Origin of the sequence: Prosthecomicrobium sp. N25 (assembly GCF_037203705.1) — a bacterium.
Taxonomy (GTDB): Bacteria; Pseudomonadota; Alphaproteobacteria; order Rhizobiales; family Ancalomicrobiaceae; genus Prosthecodimorpha.
In genome coordinates, this window is sequence record NZ_JBBCAT010000001.1 from 1,452,113 (window position 1) to 1,466,166 (window position 14,054).

Annotated in this window: 5 protein-coding genes and 1 pseudogene; 3 read left to right on the top strand and 3 right to left on the bottom strand. The window is 68.9% G+C overall.

Features of this window, described 5'->3' with window-relative positions:
- Nucleotides 1-1,413 (top strand): mannose-1-phosphate guanylyltransferase/mannose-6-phosphate isomerase, encoded by a 1,413-nt coding sequence (locus WBG79_RS06580; RefSeq protein ID WP_337356309.1) that lies wholly within the window; start codon nt 1-3, stop codon nt 1,411-1,413.
- A 5-nt stretch (nt 1,414-1,418) separates the two neighbouring features.
- Here WBG79_RS06580 and WBG79_RS06585 read toward each other — a convergent pair whose 3' ends face one another.
- Nucleotides 1,419-2,231, bottom strand: coding sequence for an ABC transporter permease (locus tag WBG79_RS06585; protein ID WP_337356310.1), 813 nt, complete (start codon nt 2,229-2,231; stop codon nt 1,419-1,421).
- 661 nt (nt 2,232-2,892) lie between these two features.
- On the opposite strand from WBG79_RS06585, the pseudogene WBG79_RS06590 reads away from it, so the two are divergent.
- Nucleotides 2,893-9,108, top strand: a pseudogene (locus WBG79_RS06590) (HAMP domain-containing protein); the annotation flags it as partial.
- Nucleotides 9,109-9,140: 32 nt separating this feature from the next.
- Entirely contained in the window at nt 9,141-11,225 is a 2,085-nt protein-coding gene (locus WBG79_RS06595; protein ID WP_337356311.1) for a response regulator, read from the top strand.
- A 33-nt stretch (nt 11,226-11,258) separates the two neighbouring features.
- On the opposite strand, the gene WBG79_RS06600 is transcribed toward WBG79_RS06595, so the two are convergent.
- Nucleotides 11,259-12,725: a UdgX family uracil-DNA binding protein gene (locus WBG79_RS06600; protein ID WP_337356312.1), complete on the bottom strand. Its 1,467-nt coding sequence runs from the start codon at nt 12,723-12,725 to the stop codon at nt 11,259-11,261.
- 5 nt (nt 12,726-12,730) lie between these two features.
- The gene (locus WBG79_RS06605) at nt 12,731-13,969 is read right to left on the bottom strand and encodes a putative DNA modification/repair radical SAM protein (protein ID WP_337356313.1); all 1,239 of its coding nucleotides are present in this window, start codon (nt 13,967-13,969) and stop codon (nt 12,731-12,733) included.
- Nucleotides 13,970-14,054: the final 85 nt, after the last annotated feature.

Here is a 14,054-nt window from a genome sequence, read left to right on the forward strand (position 1 = left end):
ATGGCCGAGATCATTCCCGTGGTGCTCTGCGGCGGTTCGGGGTCGCGGCTCTGGCCGGCCTCGCGCGACAGCTATCCCAAGCAGTTCCTGGCGCTGTCGGGGCCGGACTCGCTTTTCCAGGCGACGCTCCGGCGCGTCGCCGGCGTGGGGTTCGGCCCGCCGGTCGTGGTGACCGGGGCCGACTACCGCTTCCTGGTCGCCGAGCAGATGCGCGCGATCGGCGCGGAGGGCGATATCGTGCTCGAGCCGCTCAGGCGGGATTCCTGTGCGGCCATCGCGGCGGCGGCCGAGATCGCCGCCCGTCGGGATCCGGCCGCCCTCGTGCTGGTCCTGGCTGCCGACCACGCCATCCCGGACCGGGACGCGTTCCTGGCCCATGTCGAGCGCGGCCGGGCGGCCGCGGAGGCGGGACGCATCGTGACCTTCGGCATCCGCCCCGACCGGCCCGCGACCGGATACGGCTACATCCGCCCGGGTGCGGAACTCGCCGGCGCGCCCGGCGTGCACGCGATCGCAGCCTTCGTCGAAAAGCCGGATGCGGCGACGGCCGAGCGCTACCTCGCCGACGGCTATCTCTGGAACTCCGGCAACTTCCTCTTCGCCGCCCGCGTCTTCCTCGACGAACTGGCGCGGCTCGCCCCCGGCATCGCCGGCCCGGTCGGCGAGGCGGTGGCCGGCGCGGCGCGCGACCTCGACTTCCTGCGGCTCGAGCCCGCGGCCTTCGCGCGCTCGGTCGCGAAGTCGGTCGACTACGCGGTGATGGAGAAGACCGAGCGGGCCGCCGTCGTGCCCTCCGACTTCGGCTGGTCCGACATCGGCTCGTGGTCGTCTCTCTGGGACCTCGCCGCCAAGGACGCCGACGGCAACGCGGCGGTCGGCGAGGCGGTCTTCGTCGGCGCGCGGAACTGCTACGTCTCCTCGCCCGACATGCTGACCGCGGTGATCGGTCTGGAGGACACCGTGGTGGTCACCACCAAGGACGCCGTGCTGGTCTCGGCGCGCGGCCGGGCCGAGGAGGTAAAGACCGTGGTGGCGCGGCTCGCGGCCGAGCACCGCGAGGAAGCGACGCAGCACCGGATGTCGTACCGGCCCTGGGGCTCCTTCGAGTCCATCGACCGCGGCCTGCGCTATCAGGTGAAGCGGATCACGGTCAGGCCGGGCGGCAAGCTGTCGCTGCAGAGCCACGTGCACCGGTCCGAGCACTGGGTCGTGGTTTCGGGAACGGCGCGCGTGACGGTCGGCGACGAGGTCCGGCTCCTGACCGAGAACCAGTCGATCTACATCCCGCTCGGCGCGCTGCACCGGCTCGAGAACCCGGGCCACATCCCGCTCGAGATCATCGAGGTGCAATCCGGCAGCTACCTTGCCGAGGACGACATCGTCCGCCACGAGGACATCTACCACCGGACCTGAGCAGATCAGGAATCCGCGGTCAGCTTCTGGCGGGCGAAGCGCTCCAGCGAGAAGGCGACGACCCCCAGCGCCAGCAGGCTCCCGTAGAAGTACGGGAGATCCATCGACTTGCTCTCATAGTAGGGATAGAAGCCGGAGCGAGCCAATTCGATCGGGTGCATCAGGGGGTTCCAGTAGATGACCTCCCGGACCGTCGTGGGCGCGTAGTCCACTACGAACATCTTGCCCGAAAAGATGTATTGGCCGCGGCGAACCCACGAGAAGATGTTCTCCCAAACCGGCCAGAACTGCTCGATGGAGGCATTCAGGATCCCCAGGACGAAGCCGTACATGGCTGCCATGATGATCGCTTCGTAGATCCTCAGGATATCCTCCGGCCAGAGCACCTGGTTCGGGTAGATGGCAATCATGATGAAGTTATGCGCCAGCAATATGAAATGATATAGGAAGAACATGCTGACGAACACATAGAGCATCTGTGAGAGGTAGAGGTCCATCGGGACGATGACTGAGAAGTTCAGCAGTTGCTGGTTTTTCCCCATCGTGTTGGAGACGTAGGCTTCGACCTTGTTGAAGACGTAGAACACCACCACGCCGTTGAGGAAGAACAAGGGCATGCTCGGGCCGAGCGGCGGGATCGGGTTCAACTCGTAGCGCAGCGCGGACAGCCCGACGACGAGGGCCAGGGGCTCGGCGATCAGCGCGAGATACCCCATGACGCCGCTGCCCTTGCGGGCCGCCTCGCGCTGGAGCAGGGCGTGGATCACGCGCACCCGGGTGGCGAGGATTCCGCCCCGATCTTGTTTCGCCTTGGCCATGGAATCTTGCACCCCGATGATCCGGCATTGCGGTCACCATGCTCCTATCCCGCAGGAAAATGTCCAGATGGTGTTGTGGCGCGGATCTGCCGATCGGGGGGTGACGCAGCGGCCGGCCCTGTTCGCTGGCGTACCCCCGGCCGGAGAGCGCGATGCGCGACGGGGCCTGCCCGGCCGGGTCGCGCCAGATCGCGAAGCCTCCTCGGTGTGATCTGGACGTCACCGGCCGGGACGATCGGGCCGCTTGCCCTTGCTGGCCGCCGCAGGATGCCGCTGGAGACGGCGCGGGTCGGATGGAAGAGGCAAGCCCGATCGACCTCGAAATTCTTGCAAGGACATCGGGTCAGTTCCGGCATTCACGAGAGATCCTATACGTAAATCGACCCGAAGTAGGCTCACGCTTTTGAGTATGACAGCTTCGAGCATTACTCGGAGAATTGTCTCGGTATCCGTGACAGAGCCAGAGCACGACACTATATTGGTGATCTCTATTGCATTCTGGCTGCTATAGGATTTGCACAAGGCCAGGAAGCTCAGGAACCATTTCATGTCCGCTCACGAAGACGGTACCCTCTCTCGCGTGAACGGGGCCGGACAGGCTCAGGCTGCCGTGCCGGAGCCGCCGGGCCGGTTCGAAGCGGATGGGACCGATCCCGCCTTGGCGGTGCTGCTCGCCGCCCTGCAGGCCATGAAGGGCGGCGACTTCTCGGTCCGCATGCCCGGGCACCTGACCGGCGTGATGGGCAAGATCGCCGACACCTTCAACGAGATCGTCGGCGCCAACGAACGCATGGCGAGCCAGCTCGAGGAGGTCGGCGACGTGGTCGGGCGGGAGGGCCGGACCCGCACGCGCGTCCGCCTGGCCCTCTCCAACGGCGCCTGGGGCGAGATGGAGGATTCCATCAACACCCTGATCGACGACCTCCTCTGGCCGACCACCGCGGTGACCCGCACCATCACGGCGGTCGCCCGCGGCGATCTCCTGCAGACGATGCCGCTCGACGTCGACGGGCGGCCGCTCAAGGGCGAGTTCCTGCGCTCCGCCAACATCGTCAACGCCATGATCGAGCAGCTCGGGGTGTTCACCTCCGAGGTGACTCGCGTCGCCCGCGAGGTCGGCACGGACGGCAAGCTCGGCGGCCAGGCGCAGGTGCGCGAAGTCACGGGCGTCTGGAAGGACCTGACCGAGTCGGTGAACTCGATGGCGTCCAACCTCACCGCCCAGGTCCGCAACATCGCCGAGGTGACCATCGCGGTCGCCAACGGCGACCTCTCCAAGAAGATCACGGTCGACGTGCGCGGCGAGATCCTTCAGCTGAAGGAAGCCATCAACACCATGGTGGACCAGCTCCGCTCCTTCGCCTCCGAGGTGACCCGCGTCGCCCGGGAGGTCGGCACGGAGGGCAAGCTCGGCGGCCAGGCCATCGTTCCCGGCGTCGCCGGCACCTGGAAGGACCTGACCGATTCGGTCAACGCCATGTGCGGCAATCTCACGGCCCAGGTCCGCAACATCGCGCAAGTGACGACCGCCGTCGCCCGCGGCGACCTCTCGCGCAAGATCACCGTCGACGTCTCGGGCGAGATCCTGGAACTGAAGGAGACCATCAACACGATGGTCGACCAGCTCAACGCCTTCGCGGGCGAGGTCACCCGCGTCGCCCGCGAGGTCGGCACCGAGGGCCGGCTCGGCGGCCAGGCCCAGGTGCCCGGCGTCGCCGGCACCTGGAAGGACCTGACCGATAACGTCAACTCGATGGCGTCGAACCTGACCGCCCAGGTCCGCAACATCGCCGACGTCTCGACCGCCATCGCGTCCGGCGACCTCTCCAAGAAGATCACCGTCAACGTCTCGGGCGAGATCCTGGAGCTGAAGAACACCATCAACACGATGGTCGACCAGCTGAACGCCTTCGCGGGCGAAGTCACCCGCGTCGCCCGCGAGGTCGGCACCGAGGGCAAGCTCGGCGGCCAGGCTCAGGTGCCGGGCGTCGCGGGCACCTGGAAGGACCTCACCGACTCGGTCAACTCCATGGCCGGCAACCTGACCGCCCAGGTCCGCAACATCGCCGAGGTGTCGACCGCTATCGCCAACGGCGACCTTTCCAAGAAGATCACCGTCAACGTCTCGGGCGAGATCCTGGAGCTGAAGGAGACCATCAACACGATGGTCGACCAGCTCAACGCTTTCGCGTCGGAGGTGACGCGTGTCGCCCGCGAGGTCGGTACCGAAGGCCGGCTCGGCGGCCAGGCGCAGCTGCGCGGCGTCGCCGGCACCTGGAAGGACTTGACCGACTCGGTCAACTCCATGGCCTCGAACCTCACCGGCCAGGTCCGCAACATCGCCGAGGTGGCGACCGCGGTCGCCCAGGGCGACCTCTCCAAGAAGATCACTGTCAACGTCTCGGGCGAGATCCTCCAGCTAAAGGAGACCATCAACACGATGGTCGACCAGTTGCGATCCTTCGCCGGCGAGGTGACGCGCGTCGCCCGAGAGGTCGGCACGGAAGGGCGGCTCGGCGGCCAGGCGCAGGTGCCCGGCGTCGCCGGCACCTGGAAGGACCTCACCGACAGCGTGAACTCGATGGCCGGCAACCTCACCGCCCAGGTGCGCAACATCGCGGAGGTCTCGACCGCCATCGCCAACGGCGACTTGAGCCGCAAGATCACCGTCGACGTGAAGGGCGAGATCCTGGAGCTGAAGGAGACCCTCAACACGATGGTCGACCAGCTCAACCGCTTCGCCTCGGAGGTGACCCGCGTCGCCCGCGAGGTCGGCACGGAGGGCAAGCTCGGCGGCCAGGCGCAGGTGCCCGGCGTCGCCGGCACCTGGAAGGACCTCACCGAGAACGTCAACTCGATGGCGTCGAACCTCACCGGCCAGGTGAGAAACATCGCCGAAGTGACGACCGCGGTGGCGCGCGGCGACCTGAGCCGCAAGATCACGGTGGACGTGAAGGGCGAGATCCTCGAGCTCAAGAACACCATCAACACCATGGTTGACCAGCTCAACGCCTTTGCGGGCGAGGTGACGCGCGTCGCCCGCGAGGTCGGCACGGAGGGCAAGCTCGGCGGCCAGGCCCAGGTCTCCGGCGTCGCGGGCACCTGGAAGGACCTGACCGACAGCGTCAACTCCATGGCCGGCAACCTGACCGCCCAGGTCCGCAACATCGCCGAGGTGGCGACCGCCATCGCCAACGGCGACCTCTCCCGCAAGATCACCGTCGACGTCCGCGGCGAGATCCTGCTCCTGAAGGAGACGCTCAACACCATGGTCGACCAGCTCCGCGCCTTCGCGGGCGAGGTCACGCGCGTGGCGCGCGAGGTCGGCACGGAAGGCAAGCTCGGCGGCCAGGCGGTCGTGCCCGGCGTGGCGGGCACCTGGAAGGACCTGACCGACAACGTCAACCTGCTCGCCGCCAACCTGACCACGCAGGTGCGCAACATCGCCGAGGTGACGACCGCCGTGGCGCGCGGCGACCTCAGCCGCAAGATCACCGTCGACGTGAAGGGCGAGATCCTCGAGCTCAAGAACACCATCAACACCATGGTGGACCAGCTCAACGCCTTTGCGGGCGAGGTGACGCGCGTCGCCCGCGAGGTCGGCACCGAGGGCAAGCTCGGCGGCCAGGCTCAGGTGCCGGGCGTCGCGGGCACCTGGAAGGACCTCACCGACACCGTCAACGTCATGGCCGCCAACCTGACCGAGCAGGTGCGCGGCATCGTCAAGGTGGTGACCGCGGTCGCCAACGGCGACCTCAAGCAGAACCTCACCGTCGCTTCGAAGGGCGAGGTCGCGGCGCTCGCCGAGACCATCAACAACATGACCAACACCTTGGCGACCTTCGCCGATCAGGTCACGACGGTGGCCCGCGAGGTCGGCGTCGAGGGCCGCCTCGGCGGCCAGGCCAACGTGCCCGGCGCCTCGGGGACCTGGAAGGACCTCACCGGCAACGTGAACCTGCTCGCCGCCAACCTGACCACCCAGGTGCGCGCCATCGCCGAGGTGGCGACCGCGGTGACCAAGGGCGACCTCACGCGCTTCATCCAGGTCGACGCGCGCGGCGAGGTGGCGGAGCTGAAGGACAACATCAACACGATGATCGGCAACCTCCGTCTGACGACGGACCGGAACACCGAGCAGGACTGGCTGAAGACCAACCTCGCCCGCTTCACCAACATGCTGCAGGGACAGCGCGATCTGTCGACCGTCGGCCGCACGCTGCTGTCCGAGCTCGCGCCGCTCGTCGAGGCCCAGCACGGGGTGATCTATCAGGTCGAGACGGACGAGCCGGGGGTGCTGTCGCTCCTGGCCGCCTATGCGGACGACGAGTCGAGCGGCCACCCGGCCCGCATCCGGACCGGGCAGGGCCTCGTCGGCCAGTGCGCCCGCGACGGCCGGCCGCTCTTCATCACCGACATGCCGGACAACGTCGTGCCGATCGGCTCGGGCCTCTTCCGGGCGATCCCGCGCAACGTCGTGGTGCTGCCGATCCTCTTCGAGGGACAGGTGAAGGCCGTCATCGAACTCGCCTCGCTCGGCGCCTTCACGGAACTCCAGCTCTCCTTCCTGGAGCAGCTCACCGCCTCGATCGGCATCGTCCTCAACTCCATCGAGGCGACCATGCAGACCGAGGGTCTGCTGAAGCAGTCCCAGCAGCTCGCCATCGAGCTGCAGACCCGCCAGCGCGAGCTGCAGCAGACCAACGAGCAGTTCGAGCAGAAGGCCCAGCAGCTGGCCGAGCGCAACGTCGAGGTGGAGGCCAAGAACCAGGAGCTGGAGCGGGCCCGCCGCGCGCTCGAGGAGAAGGCGACCGAGCTCGCACTCACCTCCAAGTACAAGTCCGAGTTCCTGGCCAACATGAGCCACGAGCTCAGGACGCCGCTCAACTCCATCCTGATCCTCGGGCAGCAGCTCGCCGACAACCCGGACGCCAACCTGACGCCCAAGCAGGTGGAGTTCGCCCGAACCATCCACGGCGCAGGCACGGACCTCCTGAACCTCATCTCCGACATCCTCGATCTTTCGAAGATCGAGTCCGGCACCGTCTCGGTGGAGGCGGAGGAACTCGCCTTCTCGAGCCTCCTCGACGTCATCGCGCGGCCGTTCCGCCACGAGGCGGAGAACCGCAAGATCGGCTTCGAGGTGGAGACCGGCCCCGAGCTTCCGCGCGCCATCACGACCGACGCCAAGCGCGTCCAGCAGATCCTCAAGAACCTTCTGTCGAACGCCTTCAAGTTCACCGAGAGCGGGTCGGTCCGGCTGCGCGTCGGCCCGGCGGCTTCGGGATGGAGCCCGGACCACCCGGTACTGAAGCACGCCCACGGGGTGATCGCCTTCGAGGTGCAGGACACCGGCATCGGCATCCCGCCCGACAAGCAGAAGATCATCTTCGAGGCCTTCCAGCAGGCGGACGCCTCCACGAGCCGCAAGTACGGCGGCACCGGCCTCGGCCTCGCCATCAGCCGCGAGCTCGCCAACCTGCTCGGCGGCGAGATCCAGCTGAGGTCGACCCCCGGCGTCGGCTCGACCTTCACGCTCTACCTGCCGCAGCACTACACGGGCCTGCCCGCCTCCGCGGCGCTGCCCGGCACCGACCATGTCGCCCGGCCGACCCTGCCCCAGCAGCGCATCCAGATCGCCCGGCTCGGCGCCGACCGGCCGGTCGAGATCGTGCCGGACGACCGCGAGACCATCGTGGACGGCGACCCGGTCCTGCTCGTGGTCGAGGACGATCCGCACTACGCCCGGGTGCTCGTCGACGTTGCGCACCAGAACGGCTTCAAGGTGCTGGCCGCCCCGCGCGGTGCCGACGCGCTGGCGCTGGCGCGCCGGTTCAAGCTCGCCGCCATCTCGCTCGACGTCTTCCTGCCCGACATGCTCGGCTGGAACGTGCTCGCCCAGTTGAAGCAGGATCCGGCGACCCGCCACATCCCGGTCCAGATCGTCACCATCGACGAGGACCGGCAGCACGGCCTCGCCCGCGGGGCCTTCGCGTTCCTCGACAAGACGACGAGCGCCGACCGGCTGTCGGACGCGATCGCGCGGATCAGGACCTACGCCGAGCCCCAGCGCCGGCGGCTGTTGATCGTGGAGGACAACCCGGCCGAGCAGATGAGCGTGCGCGAGCTCCTCGAGCACGACGACATCGACATCGTTGCGGTCGACACGGGCGCCGCGGCGCTCGCCCGGTTGCGCGTGGGCGGCATCGACTGCGTGGTGCTCGACCTCAAGCTCCCCGACATGTCCGGCTTCGACGTGCTGCAGGCCATGAAGACGGACCCGAAGATCGGCGACGTGCCCGTCGTCGTCTTCACCGGCCGGGAGCTCTCGCCGGAGGAGGATGCGCGGCTGCACACGATGGCGCGCAGCGTCGTCGTCAAGGGTGTGGAGAGTCCTGAACGGCTTCTCGACGAGACGGCGCTGTTTCTGCACCGGATCGTCACGGATCTGCCGGAGAAGAAGCGCCTGATGCTGGAGCGCCTGCACGGGTCGGACGAGGACCTTCAGGGCCGCACCGTGCTCATCGTCGACGATGACGCCCGAAACATCTTCGCGCTGTCGAGCGTTCTCGAACGCCGCGGCCTCGACGTTCTGACCGCGACCGCCGGCAACGAAGCCATCGCGGCGCTCGAGGCGAGGCCGGACGTCGCCATCGTGCTCATGGACATCATGATGCCGGGGATGGACGGCTACGAGACCATCGAGACCATCCGGCAGAACCCGGCCCACCGGCGCCTGCCGATCATCGCCCTGACCGCCAAGGCCATGAAGGGCGACCGGGAGAAGTGCCTGGAGGCCGGCGCGTCGGACTATCTCGCCAAGCCCGTCAACACCGAGCAGCTCCTGTCGGCACTCAGGATGTGGCTGCACCGCTGACGGGGTCTTCATTGGACAAGGAATCGACCCGCATGGCCGGGGACAAGGTCAATATCCTGCTCGTCGACGACCAGCCGGCGAAGCTGCTGTCCTACGAGGTGATCCTCGGCGAGCTCGGCGAGACGCTTGTGACGGCGTCCTCCGCCCGGGAGGCGCTCGAGCACCTGCTGAAGTCGGACTTCGCCGTCGTGCTCATCGACGTGTGCATGCCGGAGCTCGACGGCTTCGAGCTCGCCGCGATGATCCGCGAGCATCCCCGCTTCGAGCAGACCGCCATCATCTTCGTCTCGGCGATCATGATGACCGACCTCGACCGGCTGCGCGGCTATGCGGCCGGGGCGGTCGACTACGTCCCCGTGCCGGTCGTGCCGGAGGTGTTGCGCGCCAAGGTCCGGGTCTTCGCGGAACTGCACCGCAAGACCCGCCAGCTCGAACGGCTGAACGACGAGCTCGAACGGCGCGTCGCGGAGCGGACGGCGGAGCTCGAGGCGTCCAACGCCCGTCTTATCGACAGCGAGCGGCGGCGCACCCTGGCGCTCGCAGCGGGGCGGATGGGCTCCTGGGACTGGGACATCGCCGCCGGCGAGATGACCTGGGACGAAGGCCAGCACCGGATCTTCGGCACCTTCCCGCTCGGCTTCAAGCCGACGCCGCAGAGCGCCTGGCACTTCGTCCATCCCGACGACCGCCCGCACCTGGAGGCGTTCATCGAGCACGCGCTGCGGGACGCCACCCCCTTCGACGTGGAGGTGAGGATCCGGCTCCTGTCGGGAGAGACGCGCTGGATCATGATCTCGGCCGCGCCGACCTTCGACGGCGAGGGCCGGCCGCAGCGGCTCAGCGGTGTCATCCTCGACATCACCACGCGCAAGACCGCCGAGGAGGAGCTACAGCGGCTCAACGAGGATCTGGAGCACCGCATCGAGGAGCGCACGCGCGAACGCGAGGAGGCGCTCGCCAAGCTGTTCGAGGCGCAGAAGCTCGACACCATCGGCCAGCTCACCGGCGGCGTCGCGCACGATTTCAACAACCTGCTGATGGCGATCCTCGGCAGCCTCGAGCTGATGCGCAAGCGCACGCCGGAGGACTCGCCGATCTCCCGCCTGATCGAGAACGCCACCCGCGGCGCCGAGCGCGGGCGCACCCTGACCCAGCGGCTCCTCGCCTTCGCGCGCCGGCAGGAGCTGAAGCCGGAGGCGGTCGACCTCAAGGGCCTGATCCTCGGCATGGAGGAACTCCTGAAGCGCGCGCTTGGCCCTGTGATCACGGTTGATCGTCAGATCCCGGACGGCCTCGCCCCGGCGCGGGTCGACGCCAACCAGCTCGAACTCTCGCTCCTGAACCTCGCCCTCAACGCCCGCGACGCCATGCCGAACGGCGGCACCCTGACGATTCGGGCCGCCAGCGAGACCGTGTCCGGGCAGGACGGGCGGGACGGGCTGGCCCCGGGCGAATACCTGCGAATCTGCGTTCACGACACGGGGCTCGGCATGGACGAGGCGACGCTCGCCCGCGCCACCGAACCCTTCTTCACCACGAAGGGGCTCGGCAAGGGGACCGGCCTCGGTCTCTCCATGGTCCACGGGCTCGCCGCCCAGTCCGGCGGCAAGCTGGTGCTGTCGAGCCGGGCCGGCGAGGGCACGACCGTGAACCTGTGGCTTCCGCGGGCGGAGCCTGCCGCAGCGAGCCCGCGTCCGCAGGCGTCTACCGCCGCGGCTCCGAACTTCCAGGAGCGCCGGACCGTGCTTCTCGTCGACGACGACCCCCTGGTGCTGTCGGGCACCAGCGCCATGCTGGAGGACCTCGGCCACGAGGTGATCGAGAGCGAATCGGGTCAGTCGGCGCTGGCCATCCTGAGCGAGGGGCGCCCGGTCGACCTCGTCATCACCGACCATGCCATGCCGGGGATGACCGGGGTCGACCTGGCCCGCAGGATACGGCAGTCGCGGCCGGACCTCGCCATCGTGCTCGCCACCGGCTACGCGGAGATTCCAGCCGACTCCGGCGAGGACGCCTCCGACATCGCCAAGCTCGCCAAGCCCTACCGCCTCGAGGAACTGGCGGCCGCCATCGACGCCGCCTGGCGCGCCCGCGCCGAGATCCGCGCGGCCGTCTGAGAGGACGAGCGGGGCGGCCCCCGAGCGTCCCGTTCACGCCGCCAGTTCGGCGGCGCGCATCAGGTCCTCGGTGAAGCGGCGGCGCTCCGCCTCCTGGGCCATGTGGTCGGGAATGCGCAGGATGTAGGAGGGGTGCACGGTCGGCAGGAGCGGGACCCCGGCGGCCGTTTCGACGAGCCGCCCGCGGATCTGCGTGATCTTCACCGGCCGCTGCAGGATGGCCTGCACGGCGGACCCGCCGAGCCCGACCAGCAGCTTCGGGCCCACGATCCCGATCTCCTTGTCGAGCCACCAGCGGCAGGCCTCGATCTCCCCGGCCGTCGGGTTCTTGTGCAGCCGCCGCTTGCCGCGCGGCTCGAACTTGAAGTGCTTCACCGCATTGGTGACGTAGACGGACGAGCGGTCGATCCCGGCCTCGGCGAGCGCCGCGTCGAGCACCTGCCCGGCCGGCCCCACGAAAGGCTCGCCGGTGAGGTCCTCCCGGTCGCCCGGCTGCTCGCCGACGAACATGAGCCGCGCCGCCGCCGGACCTCGCCCCGGAACCGCCTGCGTGGCGTCGCGCCAGAGGGGGCAGCGCCGGCAGGCGGGCAACTCCGCCGCGACACTCGCGAGATCCTCCGCCATCGTGGCCCCTCCGCCCGCGCAAGCCGCCTCCGGCGTGCCGGCCCGCGCCTGTGAACGGAGATGCCGGACCGGCGGTTCCGTGGGCGCCGCCGCGATCATGGCACGCTCCCGGTCGACCGCGTCGGCGATGAGGTCCGGGATCAGCGCCGCCTCCGGCAGGTTGCGCCAGTAGCGCTTCGGCATCTCCGCCGACATCGCCTTCACCTTCAGCCGCGCCGGATTGAAGATCGAGGCGAAGTAGGTGAGCCACAGCGCTTCCTCGGCATCCTCCGCCGGCACGTCGCTCTTGCGTGCCCCGGGCCCGAAGGTCAGCCGCTCGGTGTCCCAATGGATCGAGCGGCGCGGCGTCAGGATCGACCAGCGCATCGGCGCGAAGCGGCGCTGGAAGAACCCGGCATTGCGCTCCTCGATGAAATGCTCCGGTTCGAACCACGCGGCGAAGTGCGGCCCGTCCGCCGTCGCCACCTCCCGGAAGCGCACGAAGGCGCGCATCTTATGGACGTCCCGGTCGACCGCCTTGGCGAGCCGGGCGGCGAGCGCCACGTCCGGATCGGACGCGACCTCCAGGAGCTTCGGCAGGGTACGCAGGCGGAACAGCAGCCGGTAGAGGAGATCGTAGCGCCCCGGGTCCCGGTGGCAGGCGACCCGCTCGGCGAGGTCCAGGAAAGCCCGCGGCACCCGCAGGGCACCGGCCGGCGGGGCTGAGCCTGCCGCGGACGGTCCCGGCGGCCGCACCAGCGCGGCGAAGAGCTCGTCCTGCCCGGCACCGACCGCGAAGCGCACCGCGGCGGGCTCGACGCCATCGGCCGCGAGCCCCCGCGCCGCGGCGCGGAAGCCGTCCAGGTCCGTCTCGTGCCCGAGTTCGATCCGGCGCATGGGGGTCAGAAGAGCGAGAGCTGCACCGGCCGGGCCGGCTTGGCGAGGGTGGGGCCGAGGGCGGAGCGGTCGAGGAGCCCGCCCGGATGCCAGTCCTCCGCCACCACGAAGGGCCTGACCGGCTCCAGGGACCGGCAGACCCGCGCGAGGTCGGCGAGCCTGAGCCGCGTATGCCGCCGCGCCCGGCAGATCCGGTCGACCGACTTCACCCCGAGCCCGGGCACGCGCAGGAGCCGCTCCCGGTCTGCCCGGTTGACGTCCACGGGGAACAGGTCCCGGTGCGCCAGCGCCCAGGCGAGCTTGGGGTCCATGTCGAGCGGCAGCATACCGTCCGGCAGGCCGGCGGCGATCTCGGACAACTCGAATCCGTAGAAGCGCATCAGCCAGTCGGCCTGGTAGAGCCGGTGCTCGCGCATGAGCGGGGGCTTCGTGGCCGGCAGAGCGGACGTCGTGTCGGGGATCGGGCTGAAGGCGGAGTAGTAGACACGCTTCAGACCGTAGCTGCCGTAGAGCGTCGCGCTCTTGGTGAGGATGGTGGCGTCCGTCGCCGCGTCCGCCCCGACGATCATCTGCGTCGACTGGCCCGCCGGCACGAAGGTCCGTTCCTTCGGGTCCGCGCCCCGGTCCTTGGCCTCTTCGATCCGCGCCCTGAGCGCCCCCATGGTGCGCCGGATGACGGCCGGCTTCTTCTCCGGCGCGAGCCGCTCCACGCTGGCGTCGACGGGCAGTTCGATGTTGACGGAGAGCCGGTCGGCATGGCGCCCGGCCTCCTCGATCAGCCGCTGGTCCGCCCCGGGGATCGCCTTGAGGTGGATGTAGCCGCGGAAGTCGTGCGTCTCCCGCAGGCTGCGCGCCACCCGCAGGATCTCCTCCATGGTGTGGTCCGGCGAGCGGATGATCCCCGAGGAGAGGAAGAGCCCCTCGATGTAGTTTCGGCGGTAGAAGGAGAGCGTGAGCCGCACCACCTCCTCGACCGTGAAGCGCGCCCGCTCGACGTTGCTGGAGGAGCGGTTCACGCAATAGGCGCAGTCGAAGACGCAGAAGTTGGTGAGCAGGATCTTCAGGAGCGAGATGCAGCGCCCATCCGGCGCATAGGCGTGGCAGATGCCCGACCCCTCGGTCGACCCGATGCCGGTCCCCTTGGCCGATTGCCGCCGTTTGGTGCCCGACGAGGCGCAGGACGCGTCGTATTTCGCCGCGTCGCTCAGCACCGCCAGTTTCTCGCCGATCGTCTTCGCCGCCATCGCGCCATGTTCCTGATCTGTTCTGAGATATGAGGTTGGCGGCCTCCCGACAATGCGCGCCGTGTTGATAATGGCCTTGCACCTT